Raw genomic sequence first — 23,511 nt, 5'->3', positions numbered from 1 at the left:
AGATAAGGCTCCCAAAAGGAGCCTTATCACTATTTCGCTATCACCCGGCTAGAAGCGACCCGCATAATCCAGTCGCACCCGGCCTTGGCTGTCACGTTGGCCGATGAAATTCAGCCCCTGAGCCATGCTGTCCGGCAAACCCTGACCCGGGGTCAGGGTGCCCTGGAAGCTGTAGGTATTGGGCAGGCTCAACTCGCCGCGCCCCTCCACCTGCAACTGCTCCGAACCTTGCTTGAGCTTGACCACCAGCTTGCCCTTCGCGCAGCTCAGATCGGCCTTGGCACAACCCAGACGCAAGGAGCCAAACTGGGAATCCATACCCGCGCCACTCCACTGTAAAGTGCCCTGCAGCGCCTCACAACGAGTCGGGGTGATCTGGAGCTGATCTAGCTCCAACTGTATCTTACCGCTGACCGTAACCGGCAGGGGCAACTTGGCCTGAGCCATGATCCAGTCGGCCGGAGCCTGCAGACTCACGTCACTCAATTGGGGTTGGCGCAAGCCGCTCACCTCAGCCCGCCCCAACAGGGTGCCAGGATCCTTGAAGGTGAGCTGCAACGCCGGACTCACCAGCAGCAGGCTGCTGATGGGCAGCCGCCAACTTACCTTGCGCAGTGTGGTGCCACGCCAATCGATACGGGCCACCTCGCCCTGCCAGATGGAGCCGGAGACACCACTCAGTTTGAGCTCTGGCGGCAAAGGCAGCCAGGGCAAGACTCGCTCGGCCGGACATTGAGCCAGCAGGAAGAAGAGATAACAGCACAGGGTAAACAGTGCCCCCCGGATCATACGCTTCATTTATCGCGGCCCACCTGTAGACGACGGATCTTCACCGTCCCCTTGCGTTCACCCTCGGTGCCAATCTCTATCACTTTGACACCCACCCCATAATCTCGTTCCATCACCACCAACCAGTTCACCAGGCGCTCAAACTCGACCTGGTCAATCTCCACCAGCAGCTCCTTATCCATGGGCTGCAGCCGAGTCAGCGTCAACCCCAGTTGGTGTGAGGTGAGATTCACTACGGCTTCCAGCGTCATGGAGAGATCGACGCGATTACCACCAGAAGACTGCAACTGACGGATCTCCCCCCCCTTCTGCGCCATCCAGGCCAGGGTATTCCGTTGGGAAGCTAACTGGCGTTCCACCTCCTGCACATGCTGCTGGAAGGGGGTCCAGGCACCCCAGTAGATGATCGCCAGCAACAACAGCGGGCCACCAATACCGACCAGCCGCCGCTCACGTTCATTCAGTTGGCTCCACCAACTCATCATGATTTGCTCCTTAATAGCAGAGTGCCCTGCACCTTACCGCCCTCGCTCTTCATATCGCCCGGCTTGACCTCGAACTGCTGGGCCACCAGTTGGCGGAAGCGGTCGAAATCCTGATAGCCATCGGCGGTGGCCTGCAAACGGATCTCGCCGTGAGTGTCATCGTAGCGCAGCTGATCCGGTCGCAGCGTTGGCAATTGGGCAAACATGGGCACCAGCTTCATCAACTGGCGCAGGAAGCCATCATGGCTGCTGTGACCACTCAGGGCCTTGAGGTGTTGGTTCATCTGCTGTTTGGGGTTGATCACCCGCTTCTCGCCGGGGAACAACTGCTGATAGAGCTGAACCGTCTGCAACTTGAGCTGCTGACTCTCCTGCTGCATGCTGCGTAGCATGAGCAGCTGATCGCCCAGCAGCAGGGTGAGAAACAGCCCCGCCACCAGGGCCACTTTGCGCCAAGGCTGCAACAAACGCTGCCACTCGGGCTGCTTGCGGTAGGGGCCGGTCAACAAGTTACCCCGGGCGGTAAGCGCCCCCTGCGCCATCAGCTGCAGGGCGAGCTCGGCCGGTTGCGAGCGCCACTCACCAGGGCAATCACGAGGTGGCGTGCTGTAACTGATCACCACGGGAGGGGGATCAAAGGTGATGAACAGGGCGCTCAACCACTCCGGCTCGGCCTGTAAACCAGCCCACTCGCTCTGACGCACCAGCCAGTGGCCATTGAGCTCGACGGCACTCCACTCTCCCTCGACCGCCAGCGGTAAGGTCAACACATCTGGCACCAGCGTCTTCAGGGTCAAGCCTGCCTCGGCAAACCAGGTGAGCCATTGGCTCATGCGCTCCTTGTCCACCGCCACCAGCTTAACCTGCCGCTCCTGACTGCTCAGCACCACCAGATGCAAAGACTCCACGTCGCTGGCAATCTGCTCCTCCAGCAAGAAGGGCAGCGCCTTGATGGTCTGCCGATTCAGGCGACCAGGTAGGGTGACTTCCCGGAACAATAGCTCGGAGGCCGGCGCTAACCCTATGATAGGGCGCCCGCCTGCTCGCTCCTGGAGCTGGACCAATTCAGCGGCGCCCGCCAGGGTACCGCTGGCTATGATGCCCTGTTCGATCTGCGACCAGACCAGCCAATTGACTGGGTCTGTAGGCTCCACCCCCAGGCGGACTACCAAATATTCGTTCACTCCGAGCCTCCGTACTGTCGGCGGATCACGCTGATCTTGTTGTTATTACTCTTGAACAGGCTGATGACGTGAATCTTGGTTTCATCCAGGGTCACCTCCAGCTTGGCCTCGAAATAGTTACTGTTGACACCCAGGCTCTGCTTGAACACCGCAGCCGCCACCCCACTGCTCGCCACGGCATTAGCCACCAGAGGCTCATTCATGAAAAGATCGGTGCCGGTCCAACCGTCACGAGGTCTAACCTCCAACAACCGCTTGCTCTGCTCCGCGTCCAGCTGACCGATAAACAGGGCCGAGACCAACGGCAGTTGCTCAGGGCGCAGCGTGTTGACGTTGAGCGCCATCTCCTTGCTCGGCAGAGCACAGACCATGGGAGCCAAACGGCGGTAGATACTGGGTGTGATGCCACGCACCAATCTCAGTTCACTGATGTCGGTCAGCGGGCCATTGGCCGCGACATAGGGCACCTTGAGCCCCTGATACCAGGCGTCTTCCGCCCCCAGGCTGGAGACCAGCTCATCATTCGGATCGATCCAGTCGCGCAAGGCATCGGTGATCTGTGCCGCCTCGAACTCTTCGACCTTCAAATTGATCAACAGTTGGCGGAACACTTTGCCCGCATAACTGGGCTCCGCCGCATCGGCCCCCGTGGATCCGCTGTTGACCGAGTTGACGTTGAAACAGCCCTGGGCATCGTGGATCACCCCGTGTATGGTGCCCCCTTCTACCGGAAAGATCTGCCCCTGGCTAGCCCAATACTGGGCCAGGTGGACCCGGGTCGGGCTGTCCTTGATATCCTGGTGTAGTATCTTGCTCACCAGAGCCTCGGCGGCCATGGCGTACCACTTACCCTGGCTCAGGGTGACCAGATTACTCGTTCGCATCAACTGCAGCTGAAAGCGGCTACTGATGTTAGTCGCCACCACCATCATTATGGCCAGGATCAGCAACACCACCAGCAGGGCTACCCCGCGCTGGCGCTTCATGGCTGGCTCTCCAGGGCGACCAGAAACAGACGCCGCACCTTGCCATAATCTTCCAGCACCAGGGTCACCTCCACGGCCGTCGGCAGGATAGCGCTGTTACTCCACTCCTCCAGCCAGTTGCTGCCGTTCCAGAAACGCAACCCGAAGCTTTTCACCTGCTCCAGCACGGGTGTGACTGTGGGCTCGGTACCTATGGCCGGATCGACGTAGAGAAAACTCAACCGCTCCAGCTTGCCCTCGCGCAGGCGGTAACCCACCTTCTGGAGTTGTGAACGGGGCAGTACGGCGCCTGGATTGAGCCAACCGGCACGCACAAAGCTGGCGGACCAATCATCACTCTCCATCTGATAGCGAGCCGCCTGAAATACCACCTTGCTGACCTCGCCATTGATGCGCGAAGAACGTGGCACTATCTGGCTGAAATCCCGCTCCAGCGCGCCGAAGGCCCGCTGCACGCTGGCAAGCCGCTCTACCTTGACCCGGCTCTTCTCATCGCTCTTGAGCACCCCCTGCAGCACCTGATAGGCACTCAGGCTTAGGCTGGCAAAGACGACCAAGGCCAGCAGCACCTCAAGCAGAGTGAAGCCGGCGCCGAGGCGAACGGGAAGAGCGGGTTGGCGCTTAGCGATTGACATAGGTACGCAACGTCACTCTGGGATTCTTGGATTGGCTATCGGTGCGCACTTCCACATCGATGGCGCGAAATTGATCGTCTTCGGTTTCGACACCACGCCAGCGCCAGTACCATTTGCGCCCTGCCAGCTCCTCTGTGCCTTCGGTCCAGGAGAGTCCGGGCCAGCTCTTGGCCAGTTTCACCTCGGCCAGATGGTTATCCGCCACCCAGGTGGCCAGGGTCTTCTCTTCCAGGGCGGAGAGTCCCACTGTCTGTTGGCTCACGGTACGCACCAGGGCGAGCCCAGCCACGGCGAAGATGGCCAAAGCCACCATTACCTCCAGCAGGGTCATCCCTCTGGCGTTCACTGGTCATCCTCCGCCTTCACCTGGTCGGCGGTCAGCAAGCGGACCTGGCCCGCCTCATCGCCACGGATCTGGCGATAGAAGTGGCCCTCGCTGCCACTCTCATCCCCGGGCAGTACCTCGGTGATCGTCAGCTTAAAGGGCGTGATTTCGCCACCCGGCAACAGGAAAATCTGTGGCTCCGGATTGGCCTTGCCCTCTTCACCGTCGTTCTGGGCAAACCAGTCCGGCTTCTGTTGACCAATCTTGGCCTCTTCGCTCTCCAGCGCCAAGCCGCCCAGGTCCAGCTCTATCTTGGTGTTCTCGGGAAACTCATGACTGGAGGCAAACTTTTCCTTCTCATAGGGGACCCAGACCTGATCTTCCCAAGCCGTGGGGATCTCTTTGCTGGCGCTACTGTTCTCGCTTTGCGCCTCGTCATTGGGCTGGGCTGGCTTATCGCCATCCTGCGCCTGCGCGTCGTCGCGGGCTGGGGTTTTCGCCTCACGCACCAGGAACTGATAGCCCGAGTCATCCACTTGCAGGGCTATGGTACGCCCCTCCAGCACGGACTGATCGGCGGCCATGCGGACGGAGGCCGCCAGTTGCTCACTCAGGCTCTTGAGATCACGATCGCCAGAGCCGCCCGCACCGGGTATCGACAACACCACGATACCCACGGCACAACCGATGATCACGATAACCAACATGATCTCGATAAGGGTGAAGCCCCGGCAGCGACGCGGCATTTATTTGTCGCCCTTCTGATCCATGTTCCAGTTGCCGATGTCATCATCGGTACCCGCTTCACCATCCAGGCCATTGGAGAACACATCGATCTTGCCATGTTCACCCGGGCTGACCAGTTGATAGTCACCACCCCAGGGATCTTTGGGCAGACGCTTGATGTAACCATCTTCAGCATAGTTGCGCGGTTCAGGCTGGCTCTGGGGCTTAGTCACCAAGGCCTCCATACCCTGCTCTGTCGTGGGGTAGACGCTGTTATCCAACTTGTACATGCCGAGCGCATTTTCCAGGGCGACGATATCGCTCACCGCTTTTTGTCGATCCGCCTTCTCCTTGTTACCCATCAGGTTGGGCACCACCATGCTAGCCAAAACACCGAGGATCACGATAACCACCATGATTTCCAGCAGGGTAAAACCGCGTTGACGTTGCTTATTCATGCACTACTCCCATTGATAACTAAGTGACACCTTGCATCGAAAAAATGAGCCGCCCGCAGGCCGCATCGGAAGATAACCCAGGCAGGAGACCTACATACTCACCATGTTATTCAGTTGCAGCAGGGGCTGCAGGATCGCCATGACGATGAACAACACTATGGCGGCCATACTCACCACCAAGGCTGGCTCAAACACCCCGAGGGCGATATTGACCTGGCTCTCAAACTCACGGTCCTGGTTGTCGGCTGCCCGCTCCAGCATGCTATCCAGCTCACCGCTCCGCTCACCCGAGGCTATCATGTGCAGCATCATGGGGGGGAAGAGTTTGGTCTGCTCCAACGCAGAGCGCAGGCTGGTCCCCTCGCGCACCCGCTCGGAAGCCTCCACCAGGCGCTCCCGTGCCAGATCATTGGTCAGCACCTCGCCACTGATGCGCATCCCCTCCAGTAAGGGCACGGCGCTGGAGTTGAGAATGCTCAGGGTCCGGGCGAAACGGGCCGTGTTCAGGCTCCGGCTGACGCGGCCAATCACCGGCAGGCGCAACAGCAGAGCATGGTAACGCAGCCGCCGCTCCGGTTTTTGATTCCACCAGCGAAACACAAATAACGCCCCAATCACCAACGCCACTATCACCAGACCAAAATCACGGACAAAGTCGCTGGCGCCCATCAGGAAGCGGGTGGAAAAGGGCAGCTCCTGTTTCATATGAATAAACTGCTCCACCACCTTGGGCACCACGGAGGAGAGCAGGATCGAGATAACCCCGACGGCCACCAGGGTCAGCATCACGGGGTAGATCATCGCCTGCATCAGCTTGCTCTTCATCTTCTGCCGCTGCTCGGTGTAATCGGCAAGCCGGTTCAGCACCTTTTCCAGATGACCGGATTTTTCCCCCGCGGCCACCATGGCGCGATAGAGTTGATCAAAGATGGAGGGAAAACCCGCCAGGGAGTCCGCCAAACCATGGCCTTCGACCACTTTGCCCCGCACCGCCGCCATCAGGGTGCGCAGCTTGGGTTTCTCGCACTGCTGAGCCACGGCTCTGAGTGCCTCTTCAATGGGTAGCGATGCGGCCACCAGAGTGGAGAGTTGGCGGGTGATCAATGCCAATTCACTGGTGGTGATGGTCGGGCGGAACAGGCTGAAACCCTGAGCCTCGCGCCGCACCTTCTCCACCGCTTCGGTCACCTCCAGCGGCGTCAGCCCCTGTTCACGCAATTGCTGACGCACCTGGCGGCCGGAGTCTGCCTCCAGCACCCCCTGCTTGCGCCGCCCCTTGCCGTCCAGGGCTACATACTCAAACGCCGCCATAATTAATCCTCGCGGGTAACCCGCAATACCTCTTCAAGACTGGTCGCCCCCGTCAGCACCTTGTCCAGGCCATCACGGCGAATGCTCGGGGTATGATCGCGGATCAGACGTTCTATGGTCAGCTCACCCGCCTCAGCGTGGATCGCCTCACGCACCGCCTCATCGACGATCAGCAGTTCATGGATGCCGGTTCTCCCACGGTAGCCGCTGTGGTTGCACTCTTCACACCCCTTGGGACGATAGATAGTGACCGGCTCCTCTTCCCCCACGCCCAGCATCAAACGCTCCTGACTAGTCGGCTCATGGCGCTCACGACAGTGGGGGCAGAGGGTGCGCACCAGCCGCTGGGCCAGTACGGCCAGCAAGGAGGTGGAGAGCAAGAAAGGTTCGATACCCATATCCCGCAAGCGGGTGATGGAACCAATCGCCGTATTGGTGTGCAGCGTGGACATTACCAAGTGACCGGTCAAGGAGGCCTGAACCGCGATTTGAGCCGTTTCCAGATCTCGGATTTCCCCCACCATGACCACATCCGGATCTTGCCGCAAAATGGCGCGCAGCCCCCGGGCGAAGGTCATATCCACCTTGGAGTTGACCTGCGTCTGGCCTATGCCCTCCAGGTCATATTCGATGGGGTCTTCTACCGTCAGGATATTGCGATCCTTGGAGTTGATCTCCGAGAGGGCCGCATAGAGGGTGGTACTCTTACCCGAACCGGTCGGGCCTGTGACCAGTATGATGCCATGGGGCTTACGGATCAGTTCAGAGATGTGCTTGCGGCTCGGCGCCGTCATGCCCAGCTGCTTGAGCTCCAGGCGCACGTTGTTTTTGTCCAGCAGACGCATTACCACCCGTTCGCCGTAGCTGGAGGGCATGGTCGAAACCCGCACGTCCACAGCCCGACCACCGATGCGCAGGGTAATACGTCCATCCTGCGGCACCCGCTTCTCGGCGATATCCAGCTTGGCCATAACCTTGATCCGGGAGACCAGTAAGGAGGCCAGCTTGCGATGGGGACGCAAGATCTCGCGCAACACACCATCGATACGGAAGCGGATCACCAGGTTTCGTTCAAAGGTTTCAACGTGAATATCGGACGCTTCTTCCTTGATGGCCTCACTCAACATGGCATTGATGAGACGAATGATGGGGGCATCATCGTCGGCATCCAGCAGATCTTCGTTCTCCGGCAACTCTTCGGCCAGGGTGAAGAAGTCCACCTCGTTACCAATATCTTCCATCAACTGGCGCGCCTCGGAGGAGTCACGCTGATAGCTGATCATCAAGCGCTCATCAAAGGGCTCTGGCTCCAGAAACTCCACCCGGAAGCTGCCACCGGCCACCCGGCGCACCTCCAGCAGTGTCTCCGCTGTCACACCAGGGCGACAGAAGAGTACCCGCTGCCCCTCCAGCTCCTCGAGGATCACCCCCCGATCGCGGGCGAAGGCGAAGTGCAAACGCACCTCCTCACCCCACTCCTGGTGGTCAGCCTCTTTGGCCAGCAACTCTTGTGCAAACAGCGCGCTATCCATTACTTACCCGCCTGACCATTTTGTGGCAACGCTGGTAGATCGGCACCATTGTTGTACGCTGGCATGACCGGCTTGGAGAGTTCAGGCATCAGTGGCAGCCCCTTGCTGGCACGATCCAACTGTTCAGCGCGGAACATGGAATACTTGCTGCTGGAGATACCGGAGTAAGTCACCGGATCCCGCAAGATAATAGGACGAATGAACACCATCAGGTTGCGCTTGGATTTGCTGGTCGACGTGGACTTGAACAGCTCGCCCAAGTAAGGGATATCACCCAATAAGGGCACCTTGGATACCACCTCGTTAGTCTTCTCATCCAGCAGGCCACCCAGCACCACAGTTTCTCCGCTCTTGACCAACACTGAGTTCTTGATGGTTCGCACGTTAAAGGTGGGGCCCAGGTTGCTGGCGCTGACTGAGGCGCTTGAGCTATCGACGCTGGAGACCTCCTGCTCGATATCCAGCAGTACCGAATCCCCCTCGTTGATCTGGGGCTTGAACTTCAGCTTGGTCCCGACCGTCTTACGCTCTACCGTATTGAATACGGCACCATCCGTGCTGGAAGTCGAGGTCTGGGAGCCGGTGAGTACAGGCACATCTTGGCCCACGTTGAACGAGGCTTCCTGGTTGTCCATGGTCACCAGACTCGGAGTGGACAAGACGTCACTCTTGGTATCTGTCTTCAGTGCCGTTACCAGGGCAAACCAATCCCCGGAGTAGAAACCCACTGCCGCACCAGAAATACTGGCGAGGGCGGACTTACTGGCGGTCGAAGGGTCATCACTCATGAAATCCACGAACTTGCTAACGCCCATGGGTGACGAGCTATCGGCAAACTGCACCATGCCCGCATTGGTATTGCCCCACTGCACGCCAAATTGCGCCCCATTGCCATTGGCCACTTCGACGATAATGGCTTCAACCAGCACCTGGGCGCGACGGATATCCAGGCGGGCGATCACCTTCTCGATCTCCTGCATGGTATCGGGCTGGGCCGTGATGACGATGGCATTGGTCTGCTCATCGGCCTGTATGGTCAGCTTGCTCTCGCTGCCACCACCACCGGCCTGAGTTCCTTTCTGCTTCTCAGCCTGGATACTCTTGCTGACGCCAGTCAGCACCTCGACCAGATTCTTGGCCTTGGCATACTTCAGATAGAATACCTTGGTGTTGCCTTGACTCTCCTGATCCCGGTCCAGCTGACGGATCATCTGCATCACCCGCTGCCGCGCCTTGGGATCACCGGAGACCACCACAGAGTTGGTGCGCTCATCGGCCACCAGCTTGGGAGACAACAAGGAGCCCATATTGGCTCTGGCATCATCCTTGGTCAGGGCGGTAATCAGGCGCACGATTTCCGAGGCCGAGGCATATTTCAGGCGCACTATGTCCACGTCCTGGTCACCGGCCTTGTCCACCCGGCGCACTATCTCCACCAGGCGATTGACCACCATGGCTCGACCGGTAATGAGCAGCACGTTGGAAGGTTCATAATGCACCACGTTGCCGCCACCGGCGTTGTCATTCAGTTGGCGCAACAGCGGCGCCAACTCCCGAACCGAAACGTTACGTACCGGTACGACGCGGGTCACCATCTCATCCCCAACGCCGGGAGCGGAATCATCGACCACAGGCACGCCAGACGTCTTGGCGGTATTGGAACGCACCACCTTAAGGACGCCGTTATCCATGGGCACCACGGAGAAGCCATAGACATCCAGCACACTCAGGAAAAACTGGTAATACTGTTCATCATTGAGCAGGTCATAGCTACGCACGTTGATTTTGCCGCGTACCGAGGGTTCGACAATGATGGTCTTGTTGAGATTTTTGCCGACGGTGTTGATGAACTCCTGAATATCGGTGCCCTTGAAGCTGGCGGAGAACTCCGCCGCCTGTGCCAGGGGGCTACCGCACATGCTGGCAGCCAGCAGGTATGCCAACAGGCTTTTTCTTCCCTTAATAGTCATTAACTGATTGACTCCAGCTCTTGTTATTCCGTCAGCCTGATGTAGATATCCTGCTGCTGGCCATTACGCTCCACAGTCAGGTTCATCTCACTCATCGAAGACAACTGTTGCATGATTTGCATGGCTTGACCGTTATCGCGCAAGTCATACCCATTGATACTCACCGCCAAGTCGTTAGGCAGCAATCCGATACGATGAAAGAAGGCCACATCCTTGCCAGGGTTGATACGATAGCCTTTCAGCTTGCCATCGGCCATGACGGGCGAAATATTGATGTAATCCAGCAGCTTGCCTGGATCTTTCGCCAAGTTATCCCGCAGCTTGCTCAGGGGCGGTGTGGTCACCTCCTGCGGCTGAGGCGTGACCTGCCCGACGGGCTTAAACTCCTCACCATCCAGCATCAGCGTCTCGCTCTGGCCCTGGTTATCCAGGATCACCCGATCCGCCATAATACTGCTGATCATCGCCTGAGTACCGTTGACTATATCCCCCTCACCGTAGCCCTGTTCATCCCCACCATTGAGAATGATGGCGATGGAGCGATCCGGCGTGGTGCTAGCCAGCAAGCCAGTCAGAGTCAGATTAAGACGGGTGCGGGGCGCTTGTTGACTGGGGGCCGCCACCGGCTTGGCCACTTGCACCTCGGGTTTGCCAAACAGCGCCAGCTTCAACAGCTCTCGGGCATCCAGTTGACGAGGGGCCGCAGCGGAAGAGGAGGGCGCGACAGGATCCAGCATCACCCGACTGCTAGAGCCGGAAGTGGGCAACAACCGCCAAGTCAGGGTCGCCATTTGTTGGCAAGATAAAATAACCAAAATCCAAAATAGTACTAGACTGGATCTGGCGGCGGAAATCCTGCTCACAAGAGCAGAGAGCTGATTCAGCTGATCCATGCGAATTCCCTGAAATGCAAAATAGAGCGAGCGCGAGGGCCGCCATCTGTGCCTATGCGTAACAGCACGATATTCTCGCCCGCCAACCCCGTTGTGACAACCCATCGAAAGTAGTGCCAGTTCAAATTCCTGGGACCGCGTCACCAATCTGCTCTGGTATACTGGCGTTTTATTGCCAATCTGGGGGGCACCATGGTAACGACCCAAGATGACAACTCTGCCATCCGCCTGGATAAATGGCTGTGGGCCGCCCGCTTCTACAAGAGTAGAGCCTTGGCTCGAGCCATGATCGAGGGGGGTAAAGTCCACTATAATGGCCAAAGAAGCAAGCCCGGCAAGGTGGTCGAAGTCGGAGCCCACTTGAAACTGTGGCAAGGGGATGAAGAAAAAGAGGTAGAGATACTGCAGCTGACCGTGCAGCGCCGCAGCGCCGGGGAGGCACAGCAGCTCTACCATGAGACGGCACAGAGCGTGGCCAAACGCGCCAAGAATGCCGAGGCTCGACGGCTGAATGCCCTGTATGCTCCCCATCCCGATACACGCCCGGATAAAAAACAACGCCGGGATCTGCTGCGTCTGAAGCAGGGATAACCCAGGTCACGCACATCCAGGTCACGCACATCAAGCTCGCATGTATAAAGAGAGAGAAAATGAACAAGACGGATCAACTGTATCGCTACCTGTTCGAACACCATCAGGTTCGTGGCGAACTGGTACAACTGGCCACCACCTTCCAGCATATGGTCGAGGCGCAAGCGTATCCACCCGCGGTGCAGGCGCTGCTTGGCGAATTACTGGTGGCCACCAGCCTGCTGACCGCCACCCTGAAGTTTGAAGGCTCCATCACGGTTCAACTACAGGGTAATGGCCCGGTGCGCCTGGCGGTGATCAACGGCGACCACCTGCAGCAGCTACGCGGTGTCGCGCGCTGGGAGGGCGAATGCCCCGACAATGCCCAACTCAAGGAGCTGGTGGGGGAAGGCCATCTGGTGATCACCATTACCCCGGATGAAGGCGAACGCTATCAGGGCATAGTCGCCCTGGATGCCGCCAGCCTGGCCCAATCCCTGGAGAATTACTTCGCCCAATCGGAACAACTGGCCACTCGCATCTGGATCCGCACTGGCGGCACAGCCGAGCACCCTGTGGCGGCGGGCATGCTGTTGCAGTCGCTACCCGCTAGTGGTGAAACTCATGCCAACGAATTTGAGCACCTGAGCACACTCACCGCCACCATCAAGGAGGAAGAGCTGTTCAACCTGGAGGCCGAAGAGATACTCCATCGCCTCTACCACGAGGAAGAGGTGCTGCTCTTTGAGCCGCAAACCATCCGCTTCCGCTGCACCTGCTCCCGGGAGCGCAGTGAAAACGCCCTGCTGCAACTGGGGCAACAAGAAGTCGAAGAGCTGCTCCATGAACAGGGCAAGATTGATTTGCACTGCGACTACTGTGGTACACACTACCTGTTTGATGCCCTGGACACGGCGGCCCTGTTTGCCGGCGGCAGCAGCGCAGGGCAACAACCTCTGCACTGACAGCGGTGACACTGATAGCTGACTCACAAAAGCACAAAAGGGCACCTTAGGGTGCCCTAGTGGTTTTTTCGGCCAACGCCCCTATCAACCCCAAAAGCAACCCAGCCACTGAACAACAAAAAGTCATCTATAAACAAGCTGATAGGAGTAAATGTCTCTGCCGGCAGCATCACATGGCCCGCTATGGGCAGGGCTCAGGCGCCGGCTGGCCCTGACTGTTCTTTGACTAGAGTCCCGTTTATCTCGCCATCCGCTGACTAGACTCAGATCCAGAGAGCTTATCCCTACCGATACCAGGAGATTAGAATGGCGACTCCAACTACCCTGGCCGATGTTTTGCGCCTAGAGAGCTACGGCATCCATGATGTCACCGATATCATCCGCAACCCCAGCTATGCACAGCTATATGAAGAAGAACTCAGTCCAACCCTGACCGGTTACGAACGTGGCGTGGTCACCAGCCTGGGCGCCGTCAAGGTAGATACCGGCGTCTTTACCGGCCGCTCCCCCAAAGACAAGTATGTGGTGATGGACGACCTCAGCCGCGACACCATCTGGTGGAGCCAGGGTGGCAAGAATGACAACAAGCCCATCTCGCCAGAGGTGTGGAGTCATCTCAAGAGCCTGGTGCTGGAAGAGCTCTCCGGCAAGCGGCTGTTTGTCATTGATGGCTACTGTGGCGCCCATCCGGAAACCCGCCTCAAGGTGCGCATCATCACAGAGGTGGCCTGGCAGGCCCACTTTGCCAAGAATATGTTTATTCGCCCCACCGCAGAGGAGCTGGTCGACTTCGAGCCCGACTTTGTGGTGCTAAACGGCTCGAAATGCACCAATCCAGAGTGGCAAGCGCAGGGGCTCAACTCCGAGAACTTCGTCGCCTTCAACCTCAGCGAGAAGATGCAGGTGATCGGCGGCACCTGGTACGGCGGCGAGATGAAGAAGGGACTCTTCTCGGTGATGAACTATCTGCTGCCCCTGCGTGGCATCGCCTCCATGCACTGCTCAGCCAACGTGGGCGCGTCCGGGGATGTGGCCATCTTCTTCGGCCTCTCCGGCACCGGCAAGACCACCCTCTCCACCGATCCGAAACGGGCCTTGATCGGCGATGATGAGCATGGTTGGGATGACAGCGGCATCTTCAACTTCGAAGGGGGTTGCTACGCCAAAACCATCAAGCTCTGCCAAGAGGCGGAGCCCGATATCTATAACGCCATCCGCCGCGACGCCCTGCTGGAGAACGTCACAGTCGACGCCAACGGTGTGGTGGACTTCAACGATGGCAGCAAGACAGAGAATACCCGGGTCTCCTACCCGCTCTACCATATCGACAATATAGTCAAACCCGTCTCGGCCGCGGGCCATGCCACCAAGGTCATCTTCCTCACCGCCGATGCCTTCGGTGTACTGCCCCCAATCTCCAAGCTGACCAAGGCCCAGACCCAATACCACTTCCTCTCCGGCTTCACCGCCAAGCTGGCAGGGACAGAGCGAGGGATCACCGAGCCGCAGCCCACCTTCTCGGCCTGTTTTGGCAAGGCCTTCCTCACCCTTCACCCCACCAAATATGGGGAGGAGCTGGTGAAACGGATGGAGGCCGTCGGCGCCGAGGCCTACTTGGTCAACACCGGCTGGAACGGCAGCGGCAAGCGCATCTCCATCAAGGATACCCGCGCCATCATAGATGACATACTCAATGGCGCCATCGAAGAGGCGCAGATGCAGACCCTGCCCATCTTCAACCTGGCCATTCCTGTGGCCCTGCCCAATGTGGACCCGGCCATACTCGATCCGCGGGATACCTACCCCACTCCGGCCGACTGGCAGGTGAAGGCCGAGGATCTGGCGGCGCGCTTTATCAAGAACTTCGTCCAATACACAGACAACGAGGAGGGACAACAACTGGTCGCTGCCGGACCTCAGCTGCCTTGACCCAACACCGCGCCTCAGGGCGCGGCCTGTTGACCCACAATGCCAGTCAGCCGACTGGCATTGTTTTTTAGGGAAAAATGGGATGAGGAATCAAGAGTTCATCATCCTATTTACTCCTTATGATGGCTATAATCCCCCCCTGGTCACGACATGTTAGCCAGAGCAACGCCCTGCGCACGCAGCGTGACAAGCTGAACATCCCAGGTAACCACATAACAGCTGGATATCATCCAAAGAAAACATGGCGGAATCGAATCATGTTTAAGACCACCAAGAATCTCGCCTTTCTCATCAGCGGGGCGGCGCTGCTCGTTACCAGCCTCATCGATCTGGTGCTGATGGCCGTCTATATCACCTTCGATCTGGATTACAGCGCCTGGCTCAGCCTCTTCTGCGCCCTGAGTGGTTTTGTGCTGTTTCAGGGCTACCTCCCCGCCATCCGCTGGGTGCGTCGGCTGACACCGACCCTGCTTATCTGCGCTGTGGGCGATCTGCTGCTCACCCCGCTGGAGACGCCGGTCAGACTGGTGATGACCAGCGTCAAGCTCCACCCTCTGCTCACCCTGCTCCCTTTTTGCAGCAGCCTGCTACTGATCGCCGCGTTGAGCCTCACCCGCCAGTTGCTCGCCTCGTCGCTGGCACAGGAGGAGCTGGGGGCCGAGCCAAGCAAGCGCTGGCGCCTTGCCGCCATCGCGCTGGGTTTCCTGTTACTGGCCACCCAGGGGGCGTATCACTACTGGTTGCAGCACAATCCGGCCAGCCAATCCGCCCTCGCCACGGCCCGCGCCCAGTATGGTGAACACTTTCATTACCACATGGCATCTCTGCCCCTCATGGGGATAACCCCTTTCACCATAGTCACAGTCTATGATGAGAAGAGCATCAACCAGCTGCACCTGGGCACCCTTTAAGGTCATGCCGCTATGGAGGAAGCCCACCCGATGAAAGCCAATTTAATCACCCGCGATGGTTATGAAGCCCTGAAAAAAGAGCTGGATTACCTGTGGCGCGAACAGCGACCCGAAGTGACCCAAAAGGTCACCTGGGCGGCCAGCTTGGGCGATCGCAGCGAGAATGCCGATTACCACTACAACAAAAAGTTGTTGCGCCAGATCGACCGCCGCATCCGCTACCTGACCAAACGCTTCGATGAACTGAAAATAGTGGACTACTCGCCCCAGCAGGATGGCAAGGTCTTCTTTGGCGCCTGGGTCGAGATCGAAAACGAGTCAGGGGAGACGTTGCGCTTTCGCATCGTGGGACCGGATGAGATCTACGAGCGCAAGGACTTCATCTCCATCGATGCCCCCATGGCCCGGGCCCTGTTAAAGAAAGAGGTGGATGACGAGGTAACGGTGCAGACCCCTGGTGGCAAGAAGGAGTGGTTTATCAATCAAATCTGGTATATCACCAAAGAAGCCAACCAGGAGCCGGCCTAAGCTAGCCAAGCGCCTGGATCACAATACAAATATCGCACCGCTCTATTTCTTTCCGCAGCCGCTACCATAGTTAAGGTAGTCGGGGTATGGCCCATAGTCGTGAGGAGCCACATCAGATGATAAGATCTCCTCGTCACCGCTTCATCATGCTGACCGTGAGCGGTTACCTGCTGCTGGCGCTGGCTTGGATTTTTCTCTCCGATCGCCTACTGGTTGCCCTGACCGACAAGGAGTCCATGGTCGGGCTCTCCATGGTCAAGGGCATCTTCTTCGTCTTGGCCAGCAGCGCCTTTTTTGCCCTCGCACTGAGTGCGATACCCGCAACCGCCCCTCAGGAGCGCGACACCCTGTTGGGAAGCATGGCGAGTGGTGTCGCCCATGGCAAACAGCCCCGCTGGCTCATCTACGGCTTTGCCATCGCCATCTCACTCTCCGTATTGCTCCTGCGTCTCATGCTCCCGGTCGAGTTGAATGAGCACCCCATGCTGATCATCTTTATGTTACCCATCATTCTCAGCGCCCTGACCGGGGGGCTGGGACCGGGATTAACCTCGACGCTTATCACGGCCCTGTGTTTGGATTTTGCCACTCACCCTCATCTACACCATGCCTCAACCCCCAGTTATGTTCAGTTACAATGGGCCATGCTGGTGGTCAATGGCGCCGCCGTCAGCCTGCTCAGTGCCTTGTTACGCCACGCTTTGGCTCGCCAGGCCATCCATCGTCGCTTGCTCCACTCCGTGGTCTCTGGCAGCTCGGATGCCATTTTTGTCAAGGATCGGCAAGGACGCTACCTATTAGCCAATGCGGCGGCCGCCGGTTTTGCTGGCCGCACACCCGCCGAACTCATAGGTCTGAATGATGACGCGCTGTTTGCACCGCTCTCGGTGCAAGATTTACAGAAGCAGGATCAATGCATACTGGCGGCCGAACAGACCCAGACCCACCGAGATCACCTGACCTTGAGCAATGGCCAAGCCATGACCTTTCTGGTCACCAAGGGGCCAGTATTCAACGAGCTCGGCGCCGTGATGGGACTGTTTGGCATCTACCGGGACATCACCCAGGATCAGGCATTAGCCGAGCAGCTGAGAGCGAGTGAGGAGCGGCTGCAACTGCTGATCGATGCCACCAGCGATGCCTTTTGGGATTGGGATCTGGTGCGGGGACACGTCTACCGCTCACCACGCTACTATCAGGTGACGGGCTATGCTCCGGAGGAGGACACTCACGACTATGCATTCTTCGAGCGCATGGTCTATCCACTCGACCTGCCCCTGGTACAGCAATCCATTCAAGAACATAGGCAGAATAAGACCTCCAGCCTGGATATCGAGTTTCGCCTGATGACCCGCAGTGGTGAACTGAAGTGGATGCGCATCATGGGGCGCGCCGTGAGTCGCGATGTGGATGGCACGGCGTTGCGTCTGCTCGGCTCCCTTACCGATATCAGTGAACACAAACGAATGGATGCCGACTTGAGTTTTGTGCTCAACGAAGCCGCCGATGCCATCTGGGTCACCGATCCAAACGGCCATTTCCTGTTTGCCAACCCGGCAGCCTGTCGACTCACGGGACATAGCCGCACAGAACTGCAGCATATGGCCCTTGTCGATCTGCTGGCCCCCACCAGCCAAACCGAACTGGCTGAACACGTCGCCCAATTGGCCAGCCAACCCTCTCTACGCCGCGAGTGGCAGTTACGCAATCACAAGCAAGAGATCATTACGGTAGAGCTCTCAACCGCACGCATGCAGGATGGCCGCTACATGGCATTCGGTCGGGATAGAAGCGAACAGAAGCGGGCCGAACAAGCCTTACAGGATCGAGAGCGGAGGCTGGCCCGAGTCCTGGAGGGGTCAGAGCAGGGGTATTGGGATTGGGATTTACAGCACAATAGCTTCCAGGTTAGCCCGCGTTGGGAGGCCATGCTGGGCTTTGAAGCTGGTGAGATGGATGTCTCTCCGGAACACTGGAGCAAGATAGTACATGCCGATGACCTCGCCGTAGCGCAGGCCTCGATCCAGCGCCATCTCCAGGGGCTGACCCCCAGCCATGAGGTGGAGCTGCGCTGTCGCACCAAGAGCGGAAGCTGGCGCTGGATCCTCTCTCGCGGTCGAGTCGTCGAGTGGAGCGAAGAGGGCCAACCCTTGATCATGTCGGGGACACATACCGATATCACAGAGCGGAAGTTGCTGGAGCAGGCGCAAAAAGAGGCGGCCGTCGTCTTCGACAGCAGCTATGAAGGCATCATGGTGGTCACCCCTGATCAGCATATCAGCAAGGTTAATGCCGCGTTCACCCGCATCACGGGTTACCGTGCCGATGAGGTCATGGGGCTCTCCCCCAGCATACTGACCTCCGGCCGACAAGATGCCCACTTCTACCGGGAGATGTGGAGTCAGGTACACCTGCATGGTTTCTGGCGCGGTGAACTGTGGAACAAGCGCAAGTGTGGTGAACTCTATGCCGAGCTACTGTCCATTTCCGTGGTGCGAGATGCCCGGGATGAGATCCAGTACTATGTGGGGATCTTCTCCGACATCACCCCGTTAAAAGAGCACGAGGCCGAGCTAGATCGCGTCGCCTACTACGATGCGCTGACGGGCATACCGAATCGCCGTCTGCTCACCGATCGCCTCGAGCAGGCCATTCTCCACGCCAAACGTCATGAGCACTCCTGCGCAGTCTGCTTCCTGGATCTGGACAGCTTCAAGAGTGTTAACGATCTCTATGGCCACGCCACTGGCGACCAACTGCTTGTCGCCATCACCAATCGGCTCAGATCGGCATTGCGCGCCGAAGACACCCTGGCCCGCCTGGGGGGGGATGAGTTTGTCCTGCTGTTATCCGATCTCCATAGCCTGGAGGAGTGCACCCTGATACTGGAACGCGTGTTGGAAACCATCCAGCTCGACACCCAATGTGGTGAACACCGACTCCGGATCACCGCCAGCATAGGCGTCAGCCTCTATCCTGAGGATGATGCCGACCCGGATACCCTGCTGCGCCATGCGGATCAGGCCATGTATTTCGCAAAAAATGCCGGTAAGAACCGCTACCAACTGTTCGACCCCATCAGTGCTCAGCGGGCCCAGTCACATCGCAAACAGCTGGAAACCCTAGGCCAGGCGCTGCTCCAGGAGGAGTTTGTTCTCTACTACCAACCCAAGGTGGATCTCAATGATGGCACCCTTTGCGGCGTCGAAGCGCTGATCCGCTGGCAACATCCAGAGCGGGGGCTGCTGCCACCTGCCGAATTTCTCCCCTTCATCGAAGGCAGTCATCTGGAAACGAACTTTGGCGAGTGGGTATTGCATACCGCCTTGGCGCAAGCCGCGCTCTGGCTAAGGCAAGGACTCACCATTCCGATCAGTGTCAACATCAGTGCCAATCACCTGCTGACACCGGGTTTCGCCGCATTTTTGCAAACACTGCTGCTGGCCAACCCTGAGATCAATCCTGCCCTGCTGGAACTGGAGGTGCTGGAAAGTGCCGCCATTGCCGATATCGACCAAGCCATTGTCATCCTGCAGCGCTGTCGCCAGTTGGGCGTTCACTTCTCTTTGGACGATTTTGGCACCGGCTACTCCTCCCTGACCTACCTGCGCAAACTGCCGATTGATACCCTCAAGATCGATCAAAGCTTCGTGCGCAACATGCTGATCGATAGCGATGATCTGGGCATAGTGGAGAGCGTCATCCAACTGGCCAATGCATTCAATCGCCAAGTCATTGCCGAAGGCGTTGAGAGTCGTGAGCACGGTCTCAAGCTGCGGGAGTTGGGATGCCGCTTCGCCCAAGGCTATGGCATTGCCCGCCCCATGCCTGCAGAGCAGTTACCCGCTTGGTATCAGCACTGGCAAACCGAGTTGGCCAGTCGCTTCCTGGCGCCCTCCTCCTCGGCAACCGCCCCTACACCCTGATTCACTTGAGTCGAGAATGCGCACCTCACTGCCAGCGCCCTGGAATGCTATACTGCCCCCTGCTATCAGGCGCGACTATCATGGCGCCTTGAGCCACTCCTGTTGTTGAATGAAGAGAACGCTATGCCATCCATCAGCCATATCATCGCCGCCGAGCTCAATGCCCGCCCGGAACAAGTGGACTCCGCCGTTCGCCTGCTGGACGAAGGCTCCACAGTGCCGTTTATCGCCCGCTATCGTAAGGAGATCACCGGTGGTCTGGACGACACCCAGTTGCGTCATCTGGAGCAGCGCCTTAGTTACCTGCGTGAGCTGGAGGATCGCCGCCAGGTGATCCTCGCCTCCATAGCCGAGCAGGATAAACTCACTCCCGAGCTGCGTGCCGCCCTGCTGGCCGCCGATACCAAGACCCGCCTGGAAGATCTCTACCTGCCCTACAAGCCCAAGCGCCGCACCAAGGGGCAGATTGCCATCGAAGCCGGACTCGAACCGCTGGCCACCAAGCTGCTGGCTGACCCTACCCTCTCCCCGGAGCAGGAAGCCCTGGCCTTCCTCAATGCCGAACAGCAGATCAACGATGCCAAGGCGGCTCTCGATGGCGCCCGCTATATCCTGATGGAGCGCTTTGCCGAAGATGCCGGGCTGCTGGAGAAACTGCGCAGCTATCTGTGGCAACAGGGGCAGTTGCAGGCTCGGCTCATAGCAGGCAAGGCCGATGAGGGTGCCAAATTTAAAGATTACTTCGAGCATTCGGAGCCCATAGCCAAGACGCCCTCCCATCGCACTCTGGCCATGTTGCGCGGCCGCAATGAGGGGATCCTCAACCTGGCGCTGGTGGTAGAGAGCGAGAGCAACAGCTCTCCTTGTGAGGGGATGATCGCCAGCCATCTGGGGCTGCGCTTTAGCGGTCGCGCCGCCGATACCTGGCTGGCCAGCGTGGTGAGCTGGACCTGGAAGATCAAGCTCGCCCCCCAGATGGAGACCGAGCTGCTGGGCCGCCTGCGTGAACAGGCCGAAGAGGAGGCGATCCGCGTCTTCGCCAGCAACCTCAAGGATCTGCTGATGGCCGCCCCGGCGGGCATGAAATCCACCATGGGGCTGGATCCGGGCATCCGCACCGGCGTCAAGGTGGCGGTGGTCGATGCCACCGGCAAGCTGGTCGCCACCGATACCGTTTACCCCTTCGAGCCGAGACTGCAGGTGGAGCAGGCCATTGCGACCATTCACGCCCTCTGTGTGCGCCACAATGTCGGGCTCATCAGTATCGGTAACGGCACCGCCTCACGGGAGACCGAGCGCCTGGCCGGTGAGATGTTGAAACGCTTCCCCGAGTGCCAGGCCCAGAAGGTGGTGGTGAGCGAAGCCGGTGCCTCCGTCTACTCGGCCTCCGAGCTGGCGGCCCTCGAGTTCCCCAACCTGGATGTCTCGCTGCGCGGCGCCGTCTCCATTGCCCGCCGCCTGCAGGATCCGCTGGCCGAGCTGGTGAAGATAGACCCCAAGAGCATAGGGGTGGGCCAGTACCAGCACGATGTCAGCCAATCCCAACTGGCGCGCAACCTGGATGCCGTGGTGGAAGATTGCGTCAACGCCGTGGGCGTGGATGTGAATACCGCCTCCGTTCCCCTGCTGACCCGGGTCTCCGGTCTCTCCAAGACACTGGCGCAGAACATAGTCAGCCACCGGGATGACAACGGCGCCTTCCGCAGTCGGCAACAGCTGCTGAAGGTAAGCCGTCTCGGCCCCAAAGCCTTCGAGCAGTGTGCAGGCTTCTTGCGCATCGCCAACGGCGACAATCCGTTGGATGCCTCCTCCGTACACCCGGAAGCCTACCCGGTCGTGGAGCGCATCCTGGCCAAGAGCGGCAAGCCGGTGCGTGAACTGCTGGGCAACAGCCCGCTGCTCAAGGGGCTCAAGGCTGCCGACTTCACCGACGAGCGCTTCGGCATCCCGACCGTTACCGACATCATAGGCGAGCTGGACAAGCCGGGCCGGGACCCGCGCCCCGAGTTCAAGACCGCCACCTTCCGCGACGGGGTGGAGAGCCTCAAGGATCTGCAACCCGAGATGATACTGGAGGGGGTTATCACCAACGTCACCAACTTCGGTGCCTTCGTGGATATCGGGGTGCACCAGGATGGACTGGTCCATATCTCGGCCCTCACCGACCGCTTCATCAAGGATCCACGCGAAGTGGTCAAGGCCGGTGATATCGTCAAGGTGAAGGTGCTGGAGGTGGATGCCCCCCGTAAGCGCATCGCCCTGACCATGCGTCTGAACGATCAGGCCCCCAAGCCTGACAAGAGTGCCGCCCCGGCTTCCGCCGGACGTCAGGAGCGCAGCAACCGCATGCCCCGCCAGGAGCCAGTGGCCAACAACGCCTTCGCCGCCGCGTTTGCCAATGCCAATACCAAGCGCAAATAACCAAGGCGGGCGGTAATCCAGAGATGACAAAGGGAGCCTTGGCTCCCTTTGTCATCTCTGGAGAAACATCACTGTGCATCAGGCATAGCGGCTGACGCTGGCCCCATCGGCCGGACGCCAGGCTGTGTCGTAACGCTGAGAGATGACGGCGGCTCGGCGCTGCATGGTCGGCTCGAGCGTGGCATCGGCAGCCTGCAAAGAGGCTGAGCCCGCCGTGGTGGCTGGGGAGAGACGCTGCTCGCGACTGACTGAAGTGGCCTGGCCCACTGACGACAGGCTAGAAGCCACTTTTGACGCCTGCTCACTCCGAGCCTTAGCCTCCAACTGGCTGGCCTTGGCCGCCACACTGCGATCCTGACCGGAGGGTTCAGCCGGAGCCAGCGCGGCACTGCGCACCTGTTGCATCTTGCGCACCGTTGCCGCCGGATCGCCGGCAATCGGTGTAATATCGATCTGAACCTCACCGCCAGTTGCATACCCTTTACCATCCGGCCCCTTGCTCAGGGTGAAGCTGGGAGAGGAGGCATACTGGCCACCCGCCCCCTGATGGGCCTGCTCGTGAGTGCGAACCTCTTGATCTCGCGCCTTGAGCACCTCTATCTCTTTCTGCTGGGCCTGCTGTTGGCGATTTTGACTGTCACTGCCCTTCTCTTTATTACTATCCTGGTTGTGACCATCTTGGCCGCCCTGTTGCTGGCCTCGCCCCTGACGCTCGCTAACGGCAACATAGCCATCACTCTGCACACCCGGCCGGGAGCTGGACTCACCGGTTTGCGAACCGGCCTGACGACTCTCGCCGCTACGCGCCTTATCCTTCTCCGACCCAATCTGAGATTCACGGGCATAGGGCTCACCCTGAGTGGGCGCGGGTATGCGCTCACGCAAAGTGTTATCCCGCCGTGCCGACTCGATCGAGGGCTGCAGCGCAAGCGGGATAAAATTGGGGTAGCTGGGCGTAATGTTCATG

At 59.0% G+C, this 23,511-nt stretch carries 20 protein-coding genes; 7 read left to right on the top strand and 13 right to left on the bottom strand.

Going from position 1 to position 23,511, the window contains the following annotated elements:
- Positions 1 to 48 precede the first annotated feature (48 nt).
- From ACZYTD_RS04110 to gspC, 12 genes are all read right to left on the bottom strand, one after another.
- Positions 49 to 798: a type II secretion system protein N gene (locus tag ACZYTD_RS04110; protein WP_463889555.1), complete on the bottom strand. Its 750-nt coding sequence runs from the start codon at positions 796 to 798 to the stop codon at positions 49 to 51.
- A complete protein-coding gene (gene gspM, locus ACZYTD_RS04105) occupies positions 795 to 1,274 on the bottom strand; it encodes a type II secretion system protein GspM (RefSeq protein ID WP_463889554.1) in 480 nt (159 codons plus the stop codon). Before gspM ends, ACZYTD_RS04110 begins: the two co-directional genes overlap by 4 nt.
- Positions 1,271 to 2,458 carry a type II secretion system protein GspL gene (gene gspL / locus ACZYTD_RS04100; RefSeq protein ID WP_463889552.1) on the bottom strand — a complete coding sequence of 396 codons (1,188 nt, stop codon included), beginning with the start codon at positions 2,456 to 2,458 and terminating at the stop codon, positions 1,271 to 1,273. Before gspL ends, gspM begins: the two co-directional genes overlap by 4 nt.
- Positions 2,455 to 3,444 carry a type II secretion system minor pseudopilin GspK gene (gene gspK / locus ACZYTD_RS04095; RefSeq protein ID WP_463889550.1) on the bottom strand — a complete coding sequence of 330 codons (990 nt, stop codon included), beginning with the start codon at positions 3,442 to 3,444 and terminating at the stop codon, positions 2,455 to 2,457. Before gspK ends, gspL begins: the two co-directional genes overlap by 4 nt.
- A complete protein-coding gene (gspJ, locus tag ACZYTD_RS04090) occupies positions 3,441 to 4,079 on the bottom strand; it encodes a type II secretion system minor pseudopilin GspJ (RefSeq protein ID WP_463889548.1) in 639 nt (212 codons plus the stop codon). Before gspJ ends, gspK begins: the two co-directional genes overlap by 4 nt.
- Complete coding sequence (gene gspI / locus ACZYTD_RS04085; RefSeq protein WP_463889545.1) at positions 4,066 to 4,425, bottom strand: type II secretion system minor pseudopilin GspI; 360 nt, start codon at positions 4,423 to 4,425, stop codon at positions 4,066 to 4,068. The genes gspJ and gspI overlap by 14 nt, the downstream gene beginning before the upstream one ends.
- Positions 4,422 to 5,150 carry a type II secretion system minor pseudopilin GspH gene (gspH, locus tag ACZYTD_RS04080; protein ID WP_463889542.1) on the bottom strand — a complete coding sequence of 243 codons (729 nt, stop codon included), beginning with the start codon at positions 5,148 to 5,150 and terminating at the stop codon, positions 4,422 to 4,424. Before gspH ends, gspI begins: the two co-directional genes overlap by 4 nt.
- A complete protein-coding gene (gspG, locus tag ACZYTD_RS04075; RefSeq protein WP_463889538.1) occupies positions 5,151 to 5,588 on the bottom strand; it encodes a type II secretion system major pseudopilin GspG in 438 nt (145 codons plus the stop codon).
- Positions 5,589 to 5,678: 90 nt separating this feature from the next.
- Positions 5,679 to 6,899, bottom strand: a complete 1,221-nt coding sequence (gene gspF / locus ACZYTD_RS04070; protein WP_463889535.1) for a type II secretion system inner membrane protein GspF — start codon at positions 6,897 to 6,899, stop codon at positions 5,679 to 5,681.
- A gap of 2 nt (positions 6,900 to 6,901) precedes the next feature.
- Entirely contained in the window at positions 6,902 to 8,431 is a 1,530-nt protein-coding gene (gene gspE / locus ACZYTD_RS04065) for a type II secretion system ATPase GspE (RefSeq protein ID WP_463889532.1), read from the bottom strand.
- Entirely contained in the window at positions 8,431 to 10,401 is a 1,971-nt protein-coding gene (gene gspD, locus ACZYTD_RS04060) for a type II secretion system secretin GspD (protein ID WP_463889529.1), read from the bottom strand. Before gspD ends, gspE begins: the two co-directional genes overlap by 1 nt.
- Before the next feature lie 23 nt (positions 10,402 to 10,424).
- Positions 10,425 to 11,294 carry a type II secretion system protein GspC gene (gene gspC, locus ACZYTD_RS04055; RefSeq protein ID WP_463889526.1) on the bottom strand — a complete coding sequence of 290 codons (870 nt, stop codon included), beginning with the start codon at positions 11,292 to 11,294 and terminating at the stop codon, positions 10,425 to 10,427.
- Positions 11,295 to 11,486: 192 nt separating this feature from the next.
- Here gspC and hslR point away from each other — a divergent pair, with 192 nt between their 5' ends.
- From hslR to ACZYTD_RS04020, 7 genes are all read left to right on the top strand, one after another.
- Positions 11,487 to 11,885 carry a ribosome-associated heat shock protein Hsp15 gene (hslR, locus tag ACZYTD_RS04050; RefSeq protein ID WP_463889523.1) on the top strand — a complete coding sequence of 133 codons (399 nt, stop codon included), beginning with the start codon at positions 11,487 to 11,489 and terminating at the stop codon, positions 11,883 to 11,885.
- Positions 11,886 to 11,944: 59 nt separating this feature from the next.
- Positions 11,945 to 12,829 carry an Hsp33 family molecular chaperone HslO gene (gene hslO / locus ACZYTD_RS04045; protein WP_463889521.1) on the top strand — a complete coding sequence of 295 codons (885 nt, stop codon included), beginning with the start codon at positions 11,945 to 11,947 and terminating at the stop codon, positions 12,827 to 12,829.
- 306 nt (positions 12,830 to 13,135) lie between these two features.
- A complete protein-coding gene (pckA, locus tag ACZYTD_RS04040; RefSeq protein WP_463889519.1) occupies positions 13,136 to 14,758 on the top strand; it encodes a phosphoenolpyruvate carboxykinase (ATP) in 1,623 nt (540 codons plus the stop codon).
- Between the two features lie 257 nt (positions 14,759 to 15,015).
- Positions 15,016 to 15,669, top strand: coding sequence for a hypothetical protein (locus tag ACZYTD_RS04035; protein WP_463889516.1), 654 nt, complete (start codon positions 15,016 to 15,018; stop codon positions 15,667 to 15,669).
- Positions 15,670 to 15,699: 30 nt separating this feature from the next.
- Positions 15,700 to 16,197 (top strand): transcription elongation factor GreB, encoded by a 498-nt coding sequence (gene greB / locus ACZYTD_RS04030; protein ID WP_463889514.1) that lies wholly within the window; start codon positions 15,700 to 15,702, stop codon positions 16,195 to 16,197.
- A 116-nt stretch (positions 16,198 to 16,313) separates the two neighbouring features.
- Complete coding sequence (locus tag ACZYTD_RS04025) at positions 16,314 to 20,123, top strand: PAS domain S-box protein (RefSeq protein WP_463889512.1); 3,810 nt, start codon at positions 16,314 to 16,316, stop codon at positions 20,121 to 20,123.
- A 123-nt stretch (positions 20,124 to 20,246) separates the two neighbouring features.
- A complete protein-coding gene (locus tag ACZYTD_RS04020; protein WP_463889509.1) occupies positions 20,247 to 22,544 on the top strand; it encodes a Tex family protein in 2,298 nt (765 codons plus the stop codon).
- Positions 22,545 to 22,622: 78 nt separating this feature from the next.
- On the opposite strand, the gene ACZYTD_RS04015 is transcribed toward ACZYTD_RS04020, so the two are convergent.
- Complete coding sequence (locus tag ACZYTD_RS04015) at positions 22,623 to 23,510, bottom strand: putative metalloprotease CJM1_0395 family protein (protein ID WP_463889507.1); 888 nt, start codon at positions 23,508 to 23,510, stop codon at positions 22,623 to 22,625.
- Position 23,511 lies beyond the last annotated feature (1 nt).

Source organism: Pseudaeromonas sp. HNCC25DJ180 (assembly GCF_055413345.1).
Note: the sequence above shows the minus strand (reverse complement) of the source record. Positions and strands in the feature narration are given on the sequence as shown.

Excerpts from the sequence above, each read along its gene's own strand:
- ACZYTD_RS04110 (WP_463889555.1), bottom strand. The coding sequence starts at position 798 with ATGAAGCGTATGATCCGGGGGGCACTGTTTACCCTGTGCTGTTATCTC.
- gspM (WP_463889554.1), bottom strand. The coding sequence starts at position 1,274 with ATGATGAGTTGGTGGAGCCAACTGAATGAACGTGAGCGGCGGCTGGTC.
- gspK (WP_463889550.1), bottom strand. The coding sequence starts at position 3,444 with ATGAAGCGCCAGCGCGGGGTAGCCCTGCTGGTGGTGTTGCTGATCCTG.
- gspJ (WP_463889548.1), bottom strand. The coding sequence starts at position 4,079 with ATGTCAATCGCTAAGCGCCAACCCGCTCTTCCCGTTCGCCTCGGCGCC.
- gspH (WP_463889542.1), bottom strand. The coding sequence starts at position 5,150 with ATGCCGCGTCGCTGCCGGGGCTTCACCCTTATCGAGATCATGTTGGTT.
- gspG (WP_463889538.1), bottom strand. The coding sequence starts at position 5,588 with ATGAATAAGCAACGTCAACGCGGTTTTACCCTGCTGGAAATCATGGTG.
- gspF (WP_463889535.1), bottom strand. The coding sequence starts at position 6,899 with ATGGCGGCGTTTGAGTATGTAGCCCTGGACGGCAAGGGGCGGCGCAAG.
- gspE (WP_463889532.1), bottom strand. The coding sequence starts at position 8,431 with ATGGATAGCGCGCTGTTTGCACAAGAGTTGCTGGCCAAAGAGGCTGAC.
- gspD (WP_463889529.1), bottom strand. The coding sequence starts at position 10,401 with ATGACTATTAAGGGAAGAAAAAGCCTGTTGGCATACCTGCTGGCTGCC.
- gspC (WP_463889526.1), bottom strand. The coding sequence starts at position 11,294 with ATGGATCAGCTGAATCAGCTCTCTGCTCTTGTGAGCAGGATTTCCGCC.
- hslR (WP_463889523.1), top strand. The coding sequence starts at position 11,487 with ATGGTAACGACCCAAGATGACAACTCTGCCATCCGCCTGGATAAATGG.
- hslO (WP_463889521.1), top strand. The coding sequence starts at position 11,945 with ATGAACAAGACGGATCAACTGTATCGCTACCTGTTCGAACACCATCAG.
- pckA (WP_463889519.1), top strand. The coding sequence starts at position 13,136 with ATGGCGACTCCAACTACCCTGGCCGATGTTTTGCGCCTAGAGAGCTAC.
- ACZYTD_RS04035 (WP_463889516.1), top strand. The coding sequence starts at position 15,016 with ATGTTTAAGACCACCAAGAATCTCGCCTTTCTCATCAGCGGGGCGGCG.
- greB (WP_463889514.1), top strand. The coding sequence starts at position 15,700 with ATGAAAGCCAATTTAATCACCCGCGATGGTTATGAAGCCCTGAAAAAA.
- ACZYTD_RS04025 (WP_463889512.1), top strand. The coding sequence starts at position 16,314 with ATGATAAGATCTCCTCGTCACCGCTTCATCATGCTGACCGTGAGCGGT.
- ACZYTD_RS04020 (WP_463889509.1), top strand. The coding sequence starts at position 20,247 with ATGCCATCCATCAGCCATATCATCGCCGCCGAGCTCAATGCCCGCCCG.
- ACZYTD_RS04015 (WP_463889507.1), bottom strand. The coding sequence starts at position 23,510 with ATGAACATTACGCCCAGCTACCCCAATTTTATCCCGCTTGCGCTGCAG.